This window comes from Paenarthrobacter sp. NPDC089322, assembly GCF_040684895.1.
Taxonomy (GTDB): domain Bacteria; phylum Actinomycetota; class Actinomycetes; order Actinomycetales; family Micrococcaceae; genus Arthrobacter.
Genome location: NZ_JBFBGW010000005.1, coordinates 171,254 through 189,655, shown reverse-complemented (window position 1 = coordinate 189,655; position 18,402 = coordinate 171,254). Strand labels below are relative to the sequence as shown.

The following is an 18,402-nucleotide window of genomic DNA, read 5'->3' as shown; positions in this document are numbered from 1 at the left end:
CTCTGAAAGGACCGTCCGGCTTTGCCGGGCGGTCCTTTTTTCATGCCAGCTTCCTTGTTGGCCCCGCCAGGTGGGCTTAGGCTGTGAGGCGTGGCATCGCCGTCGAACTTTCCCGTCCGCAGTGGGTTGAGCGTGGACCGCATCCAGGTGCCGCATTTCCCGGATGGAGAAGGTGCGTCGGACTTTCGGGCGTTCCACGATTTGGGCGTGGCGCACCAGCTTGAGCTGTGGGGGAGTACGGACCGCTGTGCCACCTTTGCTGAGTCGGTGACGTTCTGGCAGGGCAATGAATACGAGGAACGGCAGGTTTACCTGGCCCGCGTGGATGGAGTGGTGGCCGGCAGCGGAACATTGACACTCCCCTTGAGTGAAAACACGACGACGGCGGGCATGGACGTGCTGGTGGACGCCGCCTTCCGTCGGCGGGGCTTGGGGACGATGATCCTCGAGGTTCTGGAGCGAGCGGCACGCGAGCGTGGCCGTACGTCCTTTGACGGGTACTGCGAAGAGCCGATCGAACCCGTTTTGGCAGGTGAGGCCTTGCTGGAAGCGAAGTCGGGGACCGGCGGCGTGCCCCTGGCGGCAGCGTCGACGCAGTTCGCAGTACGGCACGGCTACTCCCTGGAACAGGTGGAGACGAGCAGTTTGCTGTCATTACCTGTAGACGAAACGCACCTTGCAGGTCTTGAAGCCGTGGCGTCGCAGCGGGCAGCCGGGTATAGCGTGATCGGCTGGCAGGATCGTTGCCCGGATAAGCTGGTGGATGCCTTTGCCAAGCTGAAGAGCCTGATGAGTACCGAGGTTCCCATCGCAGGCCTGGGTTGGGAGGGGGAGGATTGGGATGCGGCCCGCGTCCGGCGGGAGGAATTCACGTGGCAGGCAAGCGGTATCGACCCGATCGTGGCTGTGGCCCGGCATGATGGCACCGGCGAATTGGCTGCCTATACGGTTTTGACGCATCGGAGTGCACTCCCGGCAGTAGTCAACCAGGAGGACACGCTGGTTGCTCCTTCGCACCGGGGCCATAACCTCGGAATGCTCATTAAGGTGGCGAACCTCAGGCGGGCGGAACGCCATTGGCCGGAAGCAACGTCCGTCATGACATGGAACGCCAACGAAAACCGTCATATGCTGGCCATAAATATCGCCCTGGGATTCAAGCCTTCCGGCTTTGAAGGCGAATGGCAGAAACGGCTGGGATGACTGTAGACGAGGCTAAGACCGTTCATGTCGAGCAGTTGTGGGTGCCGGACAACCTGGACAGCCCACAGGCCAAGGACTTCCTGGATGCCGTGGAGGTGGGCCGCAGGGTTCGGATGCAGACGTGGGGCAGCGACGACCTCGCTTACACACCACTGGAGAAGATGCTCGAATTCTCCGATCCCTATGAGCGCCAGATCATCCTCGTGGCCAAGGCCGACGGGATCATCGTGGGGACGGTGGACATTGCCCTTCCCCTGGCCGACAACATGGACCTTGCGGAATTCACCTTGGACATCCTGCCGGAGTACCAGAGCCAGGGTGTCGGACGCCAACTCCTGGAGGCAGCCGAGGAACTGGCCCGCGCGGAGGGCCGGACCATGGTGCTGGTAGACACCAACCACCCGGCAACATCGTTGACCGAGGTGCCTGAGGACCAGCTCATTCCCGGCAGCGGGCCTGGTTTCCTTCCGGTCAGCAGCAGGGAAGTGGACTTTGCCCAGCGCGCCGGTTACACCCTGCAGCACATTGAGCAGTTCAGTTCCTGTGTGTTGCCGCTGGACTCCAAGTTGGTGGCTGATTTGCAGTCCGAAGCGGAGGAAGCAAACGCCGGCCGCTATGCCTTGCACCACTGGACAGACCGCTGCCCCGAACCGTGGCTGGAAGCCGTGGCCGAGCTGGAGAACGCTGCCGGCGAGGTGGTGCACGATGAAGACACCGAGGATGAAACCGCTGCGGTGGAAGATTCCGGCATGGTCTTCGACGCAGCCGTTCTTCGCGAAACGGAAGACGCAGCCCTGGCGCAGGGACGGCGGACGGTGGTGACCGCCGTCGAGCATCTTGCCACCGGGCGGCTGGCCGGCCTGACCACCATCAGTGTCCTGGCACACCGGCAGGACGTCGTCTTCCAGGATGACACGCTGGTGCTGCAGGAACATCGTGGGAACAAGCTGGGCCTCCTGATCAAGGTGGCCAACATGGAAAGGCTCAGTGAGCAGTTTCCGGATGCACGGGTCATCTACACCTGGAATGCCCCGGAAAACCGCTACCTCCTGACCGTCAACAAGCAGTTGGGCTTCACGACGGCCGGCGTCACCGGACTTTGGCAGAAGGAACTTCCGGGCAGGGGACGCAACGTCACGTCGTCGGAGTAGGCCGTGGGTGCCTGGCACCGGCCTCGATTTGGTTTGTCGGGAACCCTCACGTAACCTTGAAGTACCAAAGACCGTCGGTTGATGGGAATCCACTCTTTCGAGCCCAGCTCAATTCTGCAGCGACGCCCGCAAGAACAAAGTGCATTCCTTGACGAAGGACCCTGACATAGGGCGGCCAACGCAGGTGAACGAGTTGAGTCTCCACAGTTGAACTGTGTTGAGCCAAGCCCCGTGCATCTGCGCGGGGCGTTTTTAGTTTTAGCTCACGTGAGCGGGGACCCGGAAGACCGGCTTTATTCCCCGGAAGGAGGGTTATGACAACGCCTAGCAAGGTCTCCGCTGTTGCTGAGATCACCAACGATTTCAAGGAATCGAACGCGGCTGTCCTGACCGAATACCGTGGGCTCTCTGTTGCGCAGCTCAAGGAACTCCGTGTTGCACTCGGCCAGGACACCAAGTTCTCGGTCGTCAAGAACACCCTGAGCGCCATTGCGGCCAAGGAAGCTGGTGTCGAAGCATTCGACGGTCAGCTCGCGGGCCCCACTGCAATCGCCTTCATCAAGGGCGACGCTGTTGCTGCTGCAAAGAGCCTGACGGACTTTGCCAAGGCCAACAAGCAGCTGGTCATCAAGACCGGTTTCTTTGAAGGCAAGGCATTGGACGCAGAAGGAGTTGCCGCACTGGCAGCTCTCGAGTCCCGTGAGCTGCAGCTCGCACGTGTTGCCGGTGTCCTCAAGGCTCCTGCATCCGCTGCTGCACGCATCATTGACGCCCTGCGCCTCAAGCTTGAAGAAGAGGGCGGCGCTCCTGCACCGGCCGCTGAAGAAGCTCCGGCTGCCGAAGAGGCTGCTGCTGAAGAGACTGCGGCTCCGGCCGAAGCCGCTGAAGCTGCAACCGAAGAGAACTAAGTTCTCCCCCAATCAAACTCCGGTGCATGGAGCGGCTCGGTCCGGATCTGCACCACCTAATGGAAGGACGCCACCATGGCGAAGCTCAGCAACGAAGAGCTCATTGAAGCTTTCAAGGAACTGACCATCATCGAGCTCTCCGAGTTCGTCAAGCTCTTCGAAGAGACCTTCGAAGTTACGGCTGCTGCTGTTGCAGTTGCCGGCCCGGCTGCCGGCGGCGCCGGTGCTGAAGCTGCTGAAGAGAAGACCGAATTCGACGTCATCCTCGAAGCTGCTGGCGACAAGAAGATCGCAGTGATCAAGGAAGTTCGTGCCATCACCTCCCTCGGCCTCAAGGAAGCCAAGGACCTGGTTGACGGTGCACCGAAGCCGGTTCTCGAAGGCGCCAACAAGGAAGCCGCAGAGAAGGCAAAGGCTCAGCTCGAAGAAGCTGGCGCAACGGTTACCCTCAAGTAATTCGTTCTGCTTGTGGAAGCCCCGTCCGGTTCGCCGGGCGGGGCTTCCTGCGTCTAATCACCCAAGTAGGTCGCATTAGTGCGCGTTTTGAGCGGTCAAAACGCGCACTAATGCGACTCAGTTGGGTTCGCTGATGTCCGCGACGGTGGCGTTGAGCGCAGAGGTCAGGGCGTCCGCATCAACGAAGGCACTTCGGCCGTGCGCACCGGCACCCATGGAGATCCGGCGGCCGGTGATGGTCGCATCGGCGTACACCGGCCAGGGAGTCGTGCTTCCCAACGGAGTGATGGTTCCGCGCTCATAGCCCGTCGCTTCCAAGGCCACATCGGCATGCGGCAGGGACAGCTTGTTGACGCCCACCAAGGCGCGCAGCTTGGGCCAGGAGATCTGACGGTCCCCGGGAATGAGTGCAAACAGGAAGCTCCCGTCGCGATGCTTGACCACCAACGATTTCACAATGTCCGCGGGACTGATGCCGAGGATGCCCGCGGCCTCTTCGAGGCTGCGGGCTGCAGGGCGCTCGACGACGTCAACGTCCAGTCCGCGGGCAGCGGCGTCCTTCAGGAACCGTTCGGCACCGTCCATCGTGGAATCACCCATTAGTCGCGGTACAGGAGGAGGGCCTCGCCCTGGCCGCCACCGCCACATAATGAAACGGCTGCCTTACCCGTTCCCCGGCGCTTGAGTTCGTGGGCTGCGTGCAGGGCAAGCCGGGCGCCGGAGGCTCCGATAGGGTGGCCGAGGGCGATCGCGCCACCGTGGATGTTGCACTTATCCAGCGGGTAGCGAAGGTCCTTGAGGGACTGCACGGCAACGGACCCGAAGGCCTCGTTGATCTCGATGAAGTCCAGATCCTCGGCGGTCCAGCCGGCCTTCTTCAGGGCTTGTGCAATGGCGTTGGACGGTTGCGAGTGCAACGAGTTGTCCGGCCCGGCCACCTGGCCCGGCTTGCCTACGACGGCGAGGTATTCCAGCCCGTTGTCCGTCGCGAACCGGCGGCTGGTCAGCACCAGCGCCGAGGCGCCGTCGGACAGGGGAGAGGAGTTGCCCGCCGTGATGGTACCGTCCGTGGCGAAGGCGGCCTTCAGGGGTGCAAGGGTTTCGAGGGTGGTGTTCGGACGAACGCCCTCGTCGGAGGTCAGCACCAAGGGGTCTCCCTTGCGCTGCTTGACGCTTACCGGAGCTATTTCGACGTCGAAAATCCCCGCGGCTATGGCGGCGGAAGCGCGTTGGTGGGACGCTGCCGCCACCTCGTCCTGGGCCTTGCGGTCGATGCCGAGCGTGACGTTCTTCGTCTCCGTGGACAGGCCCATCGACTGGCCGTCGAAGGCATCCGTGAGGCCGTCGTGGGCGGCGACGTCCAGGGCCTGGACCGCGCCGTACGTCCACCCTTGCCGGGAGCCGGGGAGCAAATGCGGCGCGCGGGTCATCGACTCCTGGCCGCCTGCGACAACCACGGTCGCATCGCCGCTGCGGATCATGCGGGCGGCGTCAATCACGGCAGTCAGCCCGGAAAGGCATACCTTGTTGATCGTCACCGCCGGAATGTTCCACCCGACGCCTGCTGCAATGGCACTTTGCCGTGCAGGGTTCTGGCCTGCACCTGCCTGGAGCACCTGGCCCATGATCACGGCGTCCACCTGTTCGGCTTTCACGCCGCTGGCCGCCAAGGCGGCGGTGATGGCATGAGCGCCAAGGTCGACGGCGGTAAACCCCGCCAGTTGCCCGTTGAGACGACCCTGCGGGGTGCGGGAAGCAGCAAGGATGACAACGTCATTGTCGTCAGCAGAGATGGTCATGGTCCCTCTTCCAATCCGGTGGTAATAAACCCAAGGCTATCGCGGAGAGCGCGTCAGCCTATCCCTTCCAACGATTCTGTGGTGCCCTGCATTCCTTGGCGCTGACACCATGGCTTAGGTGCCTGCAGCAACAGTGCTTGCATTCACGGACGATCTGGGGTAGACAGGAAGGCTGCTTTGCCGTATCGTAGATATTTGCGTCTTCCCTGTTAACCTTCAGCCTTCATATAGCGGTGGGCTTTACCTCTCAGCTGCTCCATTCACGTGCCGTTTATAACGCGCACAGGCTTGGACGGGCTGGGTCCGGGTCATATAGCGGAACCGGAATACGCATGCTGCGGATCGCTCTGCAGGATGCAAACGGGGGAGATCTGAAAACGCCTGAAGGTCTGTGGAAGGATCCCTCTTGGTCGCCTCGAGCACCTCTAATAACGAAACCGCTAACACGGCAAGCACCGATGGTGCCACCCGCCGCCTCTCATTCGCAAAGATTCACGAACCTCTTGACGTTCCGAATCTCCTCGCCCTGCAGACGGACAGCTTTGACTGGCTCGTCGGAAACGAACGCTGGCAGGCGCGGGTAGCGAAGGCTGTCGAGGAAGGCGACCTCAGCGTCGCCACCACCTCCGGACTTGCCGACATCTTCGAAGAGATCTCCCCGATCGAGGACTTCCAGGGCACCATGTCCCTGAGCTTCTCCGAGCCGGAGTTCGCTGACCCGAAGTACACCATGGCCGAATGCAAAGACCGTGACGCCACCTACTCGGCACCCTTGTACGTCAAGGCCGAGTTCATGAACAACAACACGGGCGAAATCAAGCAGCAGACCGTGTTCATGGGCGACTTCCCGCTCATGACCGAAAAGGGAACGTTCGTCGTCAACGGCACCGAGCGTGTCGTCGTCTCCCAGCTTGTCCGCTCGCCTGGCGCCTACTTCGAGCGCGCAGCCGACAAGACCAGTGACAAGGACATCTTCACCGCGAAGATCATCCCGTCCCGTGGTGCATGGTTCGAGCTTGAGATCGACAAGCGCGATCAGGTCGGCGTTCGCCTCGACCGCAAGCGCAAGCAGTCCGTTACCGTACTGCTGAAGGCCCTTGGCTGGACCGAAGGCCAGATCCTGGAAGAGTTCGGCCAGTACGACTCCATGCGCGCAACGCTGGAGAAGGACGCCACCGAAACCCGCGAAGACGCGCTCCTGGACATCTACCGCAAGCTGCGTCCGGGCGAGCCGCCCACAGTGGAGGCTGCCCAGTCCCTGCTGGACAACCTGTACTTCAACGCCAAGCGTTACGATCTCGCCAAGGTTGGCCGTTACAAGATCAACCGCAAGCTCGGCATCGACCGCTCCCTTGGTGACAAGGAAGCTTCGGTCCTGCACGTTGAAGACATCGTTGCCATGATCAAGTTCCTCGTCGCGCTGCACGCCGGCGAGAAGACCATCATGGGCAAGCGCGATGGCGAAGACCACGAACTCCGCGTTGAGATCGACGACATCGACCACTTCGGCAACCGTCGCATCCGCGCAGTCGGCGAGCTGATCGAGAACCAGGTCCGCACCGGCCTGTCCCGCATGGAGCGTGTTGTCCGCGAACGCATGACCACGCAGGACGTTGAAGCCATCACGCCGCAGACGCTGATCAACATCCGTCCTGTGGTCGCAGCCATCAAGGAGTTCTTCGGAACCTCCCAGCTGTCGCAGTTCATGGACCAGAACAACCCGCTGTCGGGTCTTACCCACAAGCGCCGCCTTTCGGCACTTGGCCCGGGTGGTCTGTCCCGTGACCGCGCAGGCATGGAAGTTCGAGACGTTCACCCGTCCCACTACGGACGTATGTGCCCCATCGAAACTCCTGAAGGCCCCAACATCGGTCTGATTGGTTCGTTGGCTTCCTACGGCCGCATCAACCCGTTCGGTTTCATCGAGACGCCGTACCGCAAGGTATCCAACGGTGTTGTCTCTGACGACGTCGAATACCTCACCGCCGATGACGAGGCCGAGGTCCTGATTGCACAGGCCAACGCTCCGTTGGACTCCGACAAGCGGTTCTCTGAAGAGACCGTCCTTGTCCGTGCCCGCGGTGGTGGAGGCGAGCCCGTCCTGGTTCCGGCCGAAGACGTCCAGTTCATGGACGTTTCCCCGCGCCAGATGGTGTCCGTGGCAACGGCCCTGATCCCGTTCCTTGAGCATGACGATGCCAACCGTGCACTCATGGGTGCCAACATGCAGCGCCAGGCCGTGCCGCTGGTCCGTTCCGAGGCTCCTTTCGTGGGTACCGGCATGGAGCGTGCAGCAGCCGTCGACGCCGGTGACGTCGTCATCGCGAAGAAGGCAGGTGTGGTCACGGAGGTCTCCGCCGAGCTGGTTGTCATGATCAACGACGACGGCACCGAGACCAACTACCGTATCAACAAGTTCGCCCGCTCCAACCAGGGCAACTGCTACAACCACCGCGTCCTGGTCAACGAGGGCCAGCGCCTGGAAGTCGGCGGAATCATCGCAGACGGTCCCGCTACGGACCAGGGTGAACTCGCCCTCGGCAAGAACCTTCTCGTGGCATTCATGTCATGGGAGGGCCACAACTTCGAGGACGCCATCATCCTGTCCCAGCGCATTGTTGCTGAGGACGTCCTTTCCTCCATCCACATCGAGGAGCACGAGATCGATGCCCGCGACACCAAGCTTGGTGCCGAGGAAATCACGCGTGACATCCCCAACGTGTCCGAGGAAGTCCTCGCAGGCCTGGACGAGCGCGGCATCATCCACATCGGTGCCGAGGTTGAAGCCGGCGACATCCTGGTCGGAAAGGTCACCCCGAAGGGTGAAACCGAACTGACTCCGGAAGAGCGCCTTCTCCGCGCGATCTTCGGTGAGAAGTCCCGTGAAGTCCGCGACACCTCGCTCAAGGTTCCCCACGGTGAGTCCGGTACGGTCATCGGCGTCCGCGTCTTCGACCGCGACAACGACGACGAACTGCCGCCGGGCGTGAACCAGCTGGTCCGCGTCTACGTCGCAGCCAAGCGCAAGATCACCGACGGCGACAAGCTCGCCGGCCGTCACGGCAACAAGGGTGTTATCTCCAAGATCCTTCCGGTCGAGGACATGCCCTTCCTTGCTGACGGTACCCCGGTGGACATCGTCCTGAACCCGCTTGGTGTTCCGGGTCGAATGAACGTTGGCCAGGTCCTGGAAACCCACCTCGGCTGGGTTGCCAAGACCGGTTGGAAGATCGAAGGCGAGCCGGAGTGGGCCAAGAACCTCCCGAACCTGCCCCGTGAAACCGGCCAGACCACCGTTGCCACCCCGGTGTTCGATGGCGCCCGCGAAGAAGAGATCACGGGCCTGCTTGACTCCACCAACGTGACGCGCGATGGCGACCGCCTGATCGACTCCTCCGGCAAGACCCGTCTGTTCGACGGCCGCTCCGGCGAGCCGTTCCCGGACCCGATCTCCGTCGGTTACATGTACATCCTGAAGCTCCACCACCTGGTGGACGACAAGATCCACGCACGCTCCACCGGCCCGTACTCCATGATCACGCAGCAGCCGCTGGGTGGTAAGGCTCAGTTCGGTGGCCAGCGCTTCGGTGAAATGGAAGTGTGGGCGCTCGAAGCTTACGGCGCCGCCTACACCCTTCAGGAACTCCTCACGATCAAGTCGGATGACATCCACGGTCGTGTGAAGGTCTATGAAGCCATCGTCAAGGGCGAGAACATCCCTGAGCCTGGCGTTCCCGAGTCCTTCAAGGTCTTGATCAAGGAAATGCAGTCGTTGTGCCTGAACGTGGAAGTCCTTTCCACCGACGGAACCACTATCGAGATGCGTGACTCTGATGACGCAGTCTTCACGGCTGCGGAAGAACTGGGCATCGATCTGTCCCGCGCAGAGCCCAGTTCCGTAGAAGAGGTCTAGCAGCGGTTCCGGCGGGCAGTTCCAAGCACTGTCCGCCGGGGCAGCTCCCTCTTCCCGTAACCAAGACTTCAGAATTTAGAGAACAAGAGAGAACAGGGACCCTATGTCCAGCGAATCCTCCTTCGGCCTCATGCAGATCGGCCTCGCCACCGCGGAAGACATCCGTGGCTGGTCCTACGGTGAGGTCAAGAAGCCGGAAACCATCAACTACCGCACTCTCAAGCCCGAGAAGGACGGTCTTTTCTGCGAGAAGATCTTCGGTCCTTCCCGCGACTGGGAATGCTACTGCGGCAAGTACAAGCGCGTCCGCTTCAAGGGCATCATCTGTGAGCGTTGTGGCGTTGAGGTCACCCGCGCCAAGGTGCGCCGTGAGCGCATGGGCCACATTGAACTGGCCGCACCGGTAACCCACATCTGGTACTTCAAGGGCGTTCCGTCGCGCTTGGGCTACCTTTTGGACCTGGCACCGAAGGACCTTGAGAAGGTCATCTACTTCGCTGCCTACATGATCACCAGCGTTGACACGGAAAACCGCCACGCCGAACTGCCGAACCTCCAGGTTGAGCACGACCTCGAGAAGAAGCAGCTCGTGGACAACCGCGACAGCGACATCGCCCAGATTGCCCGCGACCTTGAAGACGAGCTTGCTCGTCTCGAAGGCGAAGGTGCCAAGGGCGCCGACAAGAAGAAGGCCCGCGACTCCGCAGACCGCCAGATGGCGAACGTCCGCAAGCGTGCCGACGCCGACATCGAGCGCCTTGAGCAGGTCTGGGACCGCTTCAAGAACCTCAAGGTTGCCGACCTCGAAGGCGACGAGGGACTTTACCGCGAACTGCGTGACCGCTATGGCATGTACTTCGAGGGTTCCATGGGTGCCGAGGCCATCAAGAAGCGCCTTGAGACTTTCGACATGCAGGCTGAGGCCGAGGCACTGCGCGACACCATCCAGAACGGCAAGGGCCAGCGCAAGACCCGCGCCCTGAAGCGCCTGAAGGTCGTCAACGCGTTCCTGACCACCAACAACAGCCCGCTCGGCATGGTGCTCGACGCCGTTCCGGTGATCCCGCCGGAACTGCGCCCGATGGTTCAGTTGGATGGTGGCCGCTTCGCGACCTCCGACCTCAACGACCTCTACCGCCGTGTGATCAACCGCAACAACCGACTCAAGCGACTGCTTGACCTCGGCGCTCCGGAGATCATCGTCAACAACGAGAAGCGCATGCTCCAGGAAGCTGTTGACAGCCTCTTCGACAACGGCCGTCGTGGCCGTCCCGTCACGGGCCCCGGCAACCGTCCCCTGAAGTCCCTGAGCGACATGCTCAAGGGCAAGCAGGGCCGTTTCCGCCAGAACCTCCTCGGCAAGCGTGTTGACTACTCCGGCCGTTCGGTCATCGTCGTCGGTCCGCAGCTGAAGCTGCACCAGTGCGGCCTGCCCAAGCAGATGGCACTGGAGCTCTTCAAGCCGTTCGTGATGAAGCGCCTGGTTGACCTCAACCACGCACAGAACATCAAATCGGCAAAGCGCATGGTGGAGCGTTACCGTCCGCAGGTCTGGGACGTGTTGGAAGAGATCATCACCGAACACCCGGTGCTGCTCAACCGTGCACCTACCCTGCACCGCCTCGGCATCCAGGCCTTCGAACCGCAGCTTGTGGAAGGCAAGGCAATCCAGCTTCACCCGCTGGTTTGTGGCGCCTTCAACGCTGACTTCGACGGCGACCAGATGGCAGTCCACCTGCCGCTGAGCCCGGAAGCCCAGGCCGAAGCCCGCATCCTGATGCTGTCCTCGAACAACATCCTGAAGCCGTCCGATGGCCGCCCGGTTACCCTGCCTTCGCAGGATATGATCATCGGCCTGTACCACCTGACCACCAAGCGCGTCGGCTCCGCCGGCGAGGGCCGCGTGTTCTCCTCGGTATCGGAAGCCATCATGGCCTACGACGCCCGCGATCTTCACCTGAACTCCCAGGTCAAGATCCGCCTGGAGAACTTCGTTCCGTACGCCGGTTGGGAAGCTCCGGAAGGTTGGGAGCCCGGCCAGCCGGCTCTCGTCGAGACCTCCCTGGGCCAGGTCATCTTCAACCAGACGCTGCCCGAGGACTACCCGTGGGTTGAGGCTGTGGCGGACAAGGGCGAACTGTCCCGGATCGTCAACGACCTCGCTGAGCGCTACCCGAAGGTTGTCACGGCTGCAACGCTGGACAACCTGAAGGACGCCGGTTTCTACTGGGCTACCCGTTCGGGTGTCACGGTTGCCATCTCCGACATCGAGGTCCCGTCTTCCAAGCCGGGCATCCTCGCCGGTTACGAGAACATGGCCGCCAAGATCCAGGGCCAGTACGACAAGGGCCTGATCGACGACGACGAGCGTCGCCAGGAACTGATCGAGATCTGGAACAAGGCAACCAACGAGATCGCCCAGGCGATGCGCGACAGCCTGTCCCCGATGAACACCATCAACCGCATGGTGTCCTCCGGTGCACGTGGTAACTGGATGCAGGTCCGCCAGATTGCGGGTATCCGTGGTCTTGTGGCCAACCCGAAGGGTGAAATCATCCCGCGTCCGATCAAGTCCTCCTACCGCGAGGGCCTGTCGGTGCTGGAATACTTCATCGCCACGCACGGTGCCCGTAAGGGTCTGGCCGATACCGCCCTCCGTACCGCCAACTCGGGTTACCTGACCCGTCGTCTGGTGGACGTTTCGCAAGACGTCATTGTCCGCGAAGAGGACTGCGGTACCGAGCGCGGCCTGGTTACGCCGATCGCCGTGCCGGACTCCAACGGTGAGCTTGTCCTGGACGAGAACGTCGAGAACAGTGCCTACGCACGTACGCTGGCCGTCGACGTCGTCGACGCCCAGGGCAACGTCCTGGCTCCGGCCGGCACCGACTGCGGCGACGTCGTCATCGGCCAGCTCCTGGCTGCCGGCATCACCGAGGTCAAGGTCCGCTCCGTACTCACGTGTGAGTCCAAGGTCGGCACCTGTGCACTGTGCTACGGCCGCTCCTTGGCTACAGGCAAGACCGTGGACATCGGCGAGGCCGTGGGCATCATCGCGGCACAGTCCATCGGTGAGCCGGGTACCCAGCTGACCATGCGTACGTTCCACACCGGTGGTGCTGTCTCCGCCGGCGGTGGCGACGACATCACCCAGGGTCTGCCCCGTATCCAGGAGCTCTTCGAAGCCCGTACTCCGAAGGGTGTGGCGCCGATTGCTGAAGCAGCCGGCCGCATCACCATCGAAGAGTCCGAGCGCCAGATGCGACTGGTCATCACTCCGGACGACGGTTCCGAAGAGATCGCCTACCCGGTTCTGCGCCGTTCCCGCCTCCTGATCGAGGACGGCGAGCACGTCAGCGTCGGCCAGAAGCTGATCAACGGTCCGGTGGACCCGAAGCAGGTTCTGCGCATCATGGGTCCGCGTGCTGCACAGAAGTTCCTTGTGGACGAAGTTCAGGGCGTTTACCGCAGCCAGGGTATTGGTATCCACGACAAGCACGTCGAGGTTATCGTCCGCCAGATGCTGCGCCGCGTGACCGTCATCGAGTCCGGCGACTCCGAGCTGCTCCCCGGTGAGCTTGCAGAGCGCGCCCGCTTCGAGGACGAGAACCGCCGCGTCGTGTCCGAGGGCAAGTCCCCGGCTTCCGGTCGTCCGGAGCTCATGGGTATCACCAAGGCGTCCTTGGCTACCGAGTCCTGGCTGTCGGCCGCTTCCTTCCAGGAGACCACCCGCGTCCTGACGCAGGCGGCCATGGAAGGCAAGAGCGATCCTCTGCTTGGCCTCAAGGAGAACGTCATCATCGGTAAGCTCATCCCTGCCGGTACGGGCCTGCCCCGCTACACGCAGGTCACGGTGGAGCCGACTGAAGAAGCAAAGGCAAGCCTGTTCACGGGCCCCAGCGCTTTCACCGACTTCTCCTATGACGCCCTGGGTGGCGACGGTGCTCCCGAGTTCCACGCCATCCCGCTGGATGACTACGATCTCGGCAACGACTTCCGCTAACGGGCACGGCGGGCCCTTTCGTGTCGCGTTCCGCGCCACGTAGGGACCCTGCCGCCCTGCCCTTGGCAGTCGTTCAAAGGTCAGGCCCCGCGCTTCAAGCGCGGGGCCTGTCCCGTTAAAGGTGCCGTTCGCGCGGTGACCCGGGGGCGGGGAGGACGACGGCGGCACGCAGCTTCCGCCGTCGTCCTCCATACACCCGATTAAGGCGCCAGATCAAGCCGTGCTAGAATTTTGGTAATTGTTCTGTGTGGCAGTGGATGAAGGCCGCCGCAGCATCATTTTGGTTTTGTTCTCATGGTGCTGGGTGGAGCCTGTTTCCGGGTTGCGGGCAACATGCGCAACGAATGCCGCACTTTTGCACGCCTACCGGATGTTTCGGCCGGCCGCATGAGCAACGCCAAAGTTCCCACGTTTACACCGGCTGGCGCCTGTGTGTGGGGGCAGAGATCAAACAACGGAGAACACGAAAGTGCCTACGATTAACCAGCTGGTCCGCAAGGGCCGCACGCCGAAGGTCTCCAAGACCAAGGCTCCCGCGCTGAAGGGCAGCCCGATGCGCCGCGGTGTTTGCACCCGCGTTTACACCACCACCCCGAAGAAGCCGAACTCGGCTCTTCGTAAGGTCGCACGTGTGCGCCTCAACGGTGGTGTTGAAGTTACCGCCTACATCCCCGGTGTTGGCCACAACCTGCAGGAGCACTCCATCGTGCTCGTCCGTGGTGGTCGTGTGAAGGACCTCCCGGGTGTCCGCTACAAGATCGTCCGTGGTGCCCTCGACACCCAGGGTGTCAAGAACCGCAAGCAGGCCCGCAGCCGCTACGGCGCAAAGATGGAGAAGAAGTAATATGCCTCGCAAGGGTCCGGCCCCGAAGCGGCCGCTCGTTTCAGATCCCGTCTACGGCTCCCCGTTGGTCACCCAGCTGATCAACAAGGTCCTCATCGACGGCAAGAAGTCCACCGCTGAGCGCATCGTTTACGGTGCCCTCGAAGGTGCCCGCGCCAAGACGGGCGGCGACCCCGTCGCAGCCCTGAAGAAGGCCATGGACAACGTCAAGCCTTCCCTCGAGGTGCGCTCCCGCCGTGTTGGTGGCGCCACCTACCAGGTTCCGGTTGAGGTCAAGCCGGGTCGCTCCACCGCCCTCGCTCTGCGTTGGCTCGTGGGCTACTCCAAGGCCCGCCGCGAAAAGACGATGACCGAGCGTCTCCAGAACGAAATCCTGGACGCATCCAACGGTCTCGGTGCCGCTGTCAAGCGTCGCGAAGACACCCACAAGATGGCCGAGTCCAACAAGGCCTTCGCACACTACCGCTGGTAAAACTTCCCGGACGCCGCCGGCTCAACCGAGCCGGCGGCGAACGTGTAGTCCATCCGAAAGGGAGACCCCGTGGCACAGGACGTGCTTACCGACCTTAACAAGGTCCGCAATATCGGCATCATGGCCCACATCGATGCCGGCAAGACCACCACTACCGAGCGCATCCTGTTCTACACGGGTGTGAACCACAAGATCGGCGAAACGCACGACGGCGCTTCGACGACCGACTGGATGGAGCAGGAAAAGGAACGCGGCATCACCATCACGTCCGCGGCCGTGACCTGTTTCTGGAACAAGAACCAGATCAACATCATCGACACCCCGGGCCACGTGGACTTCACGGTTGAGGTTGAGCGCTCCCTGCGCGTCCTCGACGGTGCAGTTGCCGTGTTCGACGGCAAGGAAGGCGTGGAGCCGCAGTCCGAGACTGTTTGGCGCCAGGCTGACAAGTACAACGTTCCGCGTATCTGCTTCGTCAACAAGATGGACAAGCTCGGCGCTGACTTCTACTTCACCGTTGACACCATCGTTTCCCGCCTTGGTGCCAAGCCGCTGGTCATGCAGCTGCCGATTGGTTCCGAGAACGACTTCGTCGGCGTCGTGGACCTCCTTGAAATGCGTGCGCTGGTTTGGCCCGGCGACGCCAAGGGCGACGTGACCATGGGTGCTTCCTACGAAGTCCAGGAAATTCCTGCAGACCTCAAGGAAAAGGCCGAGGAATACCGTGCGCAGCTCGTTGAGACTGTTGCAGAGGCTTCCGAGGAACTCATGGAGAAGTACCTCGAAGGTGAAGAACTCACCCTCGAAGAGCTCAAGGCCGGCATCCGCAAGATGACCATCAACTCCGAGCTCTACCCGGTCTTCTGTGGCTCTGCCTTCAAGAACCGCGGTGTCCAGCCGATGCTTGACGCTGTTGTTGACTTCCTGCCGAACCCGCTGGACGTTCCCGCGATGATCGGCCACGATCCCCGCGACGAAGAGAAGGAACTGACCCGTAAGCCTGCCGCTGACGAGCCGTTCTCCGCTCTTGCGTTCAAGATCGCCGCGCACCCCTTCTTCGGCCAGCTCACCTTCATCCGCGTGTACTCCGGTCACGTCGATTCCGGTGCCCAGGTGGTCAACTCCACCAAGGGCAAGAAGGAGCGCATCGGCAAGCTGTTCCAGATGCACGCCAACAAGGAAATGCCTGTTGAGGGCGCTACCGCCGGCCACATCTACGCTGCGATCGGCCTGAAGGACACCACCACCGGTGACACCCTGTGCGATCCCGCGAACCAGATCGTCCTCGAGTCCATGAGCTTCCCGGAGCCCGTAATCTCTGTCGCGATCGAGCCGAACACCAAGGGTGACCAGGAGAAGCTCTCCACCGCCATCCAGAAGCTCTCCGCTGAGGACCCGACCTTCCAGGTCTCCCTCAACGAAGAAACCGGCCAGACCGTTATCGCGGGTATGGGTGAACTCCACCTGGACATCCTCGTTGACCGTATGCGCCGCGAATTCAAGGTTGAGGCCAACGTCGGCAAGCCGCAGGTTGCTTACCGCGAAACCATCAAGCGCGCTGTGGAGAAGGTTGACTACACCCACAAGAAGCAGACTGGTGGTTCGGGTCAGTTCGCAAAGGTCCAGGTCTCCTTCGAGCCGCTGGAAACCACGGACGGTACCTTCTACGAGTTCGAAAACAAGGTCACCGGTGGCCGTATTCCTCGTGAATACATCCCCTCCGTTGACGCTGGTATCCAGGATGCCATGCAGTTCGGTATCCTTGCCGGCTACCCGATGGTAGGCGTCAAGGCCAGCCTGATCGATGGTGCCTACCACGACGTCGACTCCTCGGAAATGGCGTTCAAGATCGCCGGTTCCCAGGTGTTCAAGGAAGGTGCCCGCAAGGCCAACCCCGTCCTGCTCGAACCGCTGATGGCCGTCGAGGTGCGTACCCCTGAGGAATACATGGGCGACGTCATCGGTGACCTCAACTCCCGCCGTGGCATGATCCAGTCCATGGAAGATGCTGCGGGCGTGAAGGTGGTCCGTGCGAACGTGCCGCTGTCCGAAATGTTCGGCTACATCGGTGACCTCCGGTCCAAGACCCAGGGTCGCGCTGTGTACTCGATGACGTTCGACAGCTACGCGGAGGTCCCGAAGGCTGTAGCCGACGAGATCATCCAGAAGACCCGCGGCGAGTAATCACCCGGATCGGATGCAGTTCCGGTTCCGGGAAGGCATCTCAGCGTGTGGGGCGGGCTGCGGCGAAAGCTGCGGCCCGGCCCCTGCGCGAACAGGCTCTAGGAACTAAGATTGGTTCCTGAATCTGCAATTTCACCAAAACCAAGCCCCCAAGTAGACTTGCTAGAGTTTCTGCCGCGAAAAGCGCGGCCGAGGAGCACGTCACTTGAAATCGTTCTAGGAGGAACCTGTGGCAAAGGCAAAGTTCGAGCGGACTAAGCCGCACGTCAACATCGGCACCATCGGTCACGTTGACCACGGTAAGACGACGCTGACTGCCGCCATTTCCAAGGTGCTGTACGACCAGTACCCGGATCTCAACGAGCAGCGCGACTTCGCGTCCATCGACTCTGCTCCGGAAGAGCGCCAGCGCGGTATTACCATCAACATCTCCCACGTGGAGTACCAGACCGAGAAGCGTCACTACGCACACGTTGACGCCCCGGGTCACGCTGACTACATCAAGAACATGATCACCGGTGCTGCCCAGATGGACGGCGCAATCCTCGTGGTTGCCGCAACCGATGGTCCGATGGCCCAGACCCGTGAGCACGTTCTGCTCGCCCGCCAGGTTGGTGTTCCCTACCTGCTGGTCGCACTGAACAAGTCGGACATGGTTGAGGACGAGGAACTCCTCGACCTCGTTGAAATGGAAGTTCGTGAGCTCCTGAGCTCGCAGGGCTTCGACGGTGACGACGCTCCTGTTGTTCGCGTTTCCGGTCTGAAGGCTCTGGAAGGCGACCCGGTTTGGGTCAAGTCCGTTCAGGATCTGATGGCAGCTGTCGACGAGTCCGTTCCGGACCCCGTTCGTGACCGCGACAAGCCGTTCCTGATGCCGATCGAAGACGTCTTCACCATCACCGGCCGTGGCACCGTTGTTACGGGCCGCGCCGAGCGTGGTACCCTCGCGATCAACTCCGAGGTCGAGATCGTCGGTATCCGCCCGATCCAGAAGACCACCGTTACCGGTATCGAGATGTTCCACAAGCAGCTCGACGAAGCATGGGCCGGCGAGAACTGTGGCCTCCTGCTCCGTGGTCTGAAGCGCGACGATGTCGAGCGTGGCCAGGTTGTCGTCAAGCCGGGTTCCATCACCCCGCACACCGACTTCGAGGCGAACGTCTACATCCTTTCCAAGGACGAAGGCGGACGCCACAACCCGTTCTACTCGAACTACCGCCCGCAGTTCTACTTCCGTACGACGGACGTTACCGGCGTTATCACCCTGCCCGAGGGCACGGAAATGGTTATGCCCGGCGACAACACTGAGATGACCGTTGAGCTCATCCAGCCGATCGCTATGGAAGAGGGCCTCGGGTTCGCTATCCGTGAAGGTGGCCGCACCGTTGGTTCGGGACGTGTTACCAAGATCATCAAGTAGTCTCTGCTTGTAGATCGGGCAATCTTCCGGCCTGCCGGAAAGTTACCCA

General features: G+C 61.8%; 12 protein-coding genes. 10 read left to right on the top strand and 2 right to left on the bottom strand.

Annotation, left to right across the window (positions count from 1 at the left end; all coding sequences use genetic code 11):
• Positions 1 to 90: 90 nt before the first annotated feature.
• The 4 genes from AB0N65_RS08110 (at position 91) to rplL (ending at position 3,718) form a co-directional block, all read left to right on the top strand.
• The gene (locus AB0N65_RS08110) at positions 91 to 1,203 is read left to right on the top strand and encodes a GNAT family N-acetyltransferase (RefSeq protein ID WP_364159922.1); all 1,113 of its coding nucleotides are present in this window, start codon (positions 91 to 93) and stop codon (positions 1,201 to 1,203) included.
• On the top strand, positions 1,200 to 2,354 hold the full coding sequence (locus AB0N65_RS08105) for a GNAT family N-acetyltransferase (protein ID WP_364159920.1): 1,155 nt from the start codon (positions 1,200 to 1,202) through the stop codon (positions 2,352 to 2,354). Before AB0N65_RS08110 ends, AB0N65_RS08105 begins: the two co-directional genes overlap by 4 nt.
• A gap of 314 nt (positions 2,355 to 2,668) precedes the next feature.
• Positions 2,669 to 3,262 (top strand): 50S ribosomal protein L10, encoded by a 594-nt coding sequence (gene rplJ / locus AB0N65_RS08100; protein ID WP_364159918.1) that lies wholly within the window; start codon positions 2,669 to 2,671, stop codon positions 3,260 to 3,262.
• 75 nt (positions 3,263 to 3,337) lie between these two features.
• Complete coding sequence (rplL, locus tag AB0N65_RS08095; RefSeq protein ID WP_364159916.1) at positions 3,338 to 3,718, top strand: 50S ribosomal protein L7/L12; 381 nt, start codon at positions 3,338 to 3,340, stop codon at positions 3,716 to 3,718.
• A 117-nt stretch (positions 3,719 to 3,835) separates the two neighbouring features.
• Here the strand turns inward: rplL and AB0N65_RS08090 are convergent, their stop codons facing one another.
• Together AB0N65_RS08090 and AB0N65_RS08085 are read right to left on the bottom strand one after the other, a co-directional pair.
• Complete coding sequence (locus tag AB0N65_RS08090; RefSeq protein ID WP_364159914.1) at positions 3,836 to 4,318, bottom strand: YbaK/EbsC family protein; 483 nt, start codon at positions 4,316 to 4,318, stop codon at positions 3,836 to 3,838.
• Entirely contained in the window at positions 4,318 to 5,517 is a 1,200-nt protein-coding gene (locus AB0N65_RS08085; RefSeq protein ID WP_364159912.1) for an acetyl-CoA C-acetyltransferase, read from the bottom strand. The genes AB0N65_RS08090 and AB0N65_RS08085 overlap by 1 nt, the downstream gene beginning before the upstream one ends.
• 406 nt (positions 5,518 to 5,923) lie before the next feature.
• On the opposite strand from AB0N65_RS08085, the gene rpoB reads away from it, so the two are divergent.
• The 6 genes from rpoB to tuf all read left to right on the top strand — a co-directional run bounded on the left by rpoB (position 5,924) and on the right by tuf (position 18,353).
• Positions 5,924 to 9,430: a DNA-directed RNA polymerase subunit beta gene (gene rpoB / locus AB0N65_RS08080; RefSeq protein ID WP_364159910.1), complete on the top strand. Its 3,507-nt coding sequence runs from the start codon at positions 5,924 to 5,926 to the stop codon at positions 9,428 to 9,430.
• Between the two features lie 103 nt (positions 9,431 to 9,533).
• Positions 9,534 to 13,433 (top strand): DNA-directed RNA polymerase subunit beta', encoded by a 3,900-nt coding sequence (locus AB0N65_RS08075; protein ID WP_364159908.1) that lies wholly within the window; start codon positions 9,534 to 9,536, stop codon positions 13,431 to 13,433.
• Positions 13,434 to 13,902: 469 nt separating this feature from the next.
• A complete protein-coding gene (rpsL, locus tag AB0N65_RS08070) occupies positions 13,903 to 14,277 on the top strand; it encodes a 30S ribosomal protein S12 (RefSeq protein ID WP_009358312.1) in 375 nt (124 codons plus the stop codon).
• Between the two features lies 1 nt (position 14,278).
• Positions 14,279 to 14,749 (top strand): 30S ribosomal protein S7, encoded by a 471-nt coding sequence (rpsG, locus tag AB0N65_RS08065; RefSeq protein ID WP_021472399.1) that lies wholly within the window; start codon positions 14,279 to 14,281, stop codon positions 14,747 to 14,749.
• A gap of 69 nt (positions 14,750 to 14,818) precedes the next feature.
• Entirely contained in the window at positions 14,819 to 16,933 is a 2,115-nt protein-coding gene (fusA, locus tag AB0N65_RS08060) for an elongation factor G (RefSeq protein ID WP_364159905.1), read from the top strand.
• Positions 16,934 to 17,162: 229 nt separating this feature from the next.
• Complete coding sequence (gene tuf / locus AB0N65_RS08055; protein ID WP_021472401.1) at positions 17,163 to 18,353, top strand: elongation factor Tu; 1,191 nt, start codon at positions 17,163 to 17,165, stop codon at positions 18,351 to 18,353.
• Positions 18,354 to 18,402: the final 49 nt, after the last annotated feature.

Coding starts and splice junctions, on each gene's coding strand:
- rplL (WP_364159916.1), top strand. CDS start 3,338: ATGGCGAAGCTCAGCAACGAAGAGCTCATTGAAGCTTTCAAGGAACTG.
- rpsG (WP_021472399.1), top strand. CDS start 14,279: ATGCCTCGCAAGGGTCCGGCCCCGAAGCGGCCGCTCGTTTCAGATCCC.
- rplJ (WP_364159918.1), top strand. CDS start 2,669: ATGACAACGCCTAGCAAGGTCTCCGCTGTTGCTGAGATCACCAACGAT.
- AB0N65_RS08090 (WP_364159914.1), bottom strand. CDS start 4,318: ATGGGTGATTCCACGATGGACGGTGCCGAACGGTTCCTGAAGGACGCC.
- AB0N65_RS08075 (WP_364159908.1), top strand. CDS start 9,534: ATGTCCAGCGAATCCTCCTTCGGCCTCATGCAGATCGGCCTCGCCACC.
- AB0N65_RS08105 (WP_364159920.1), top strand. CDS start 1,200: ATGACTGTAGACGAGGCTAAGACCGTTCATGTCGAGCAGTTGTGGGTG.
- AB0N65_RS08085 (WP_364159912.1), bottom strand. CDS start 5,517: ATGACCATCTCTGCTGACGACAATGACGTTGTCATCCTTGCTGCTTCC.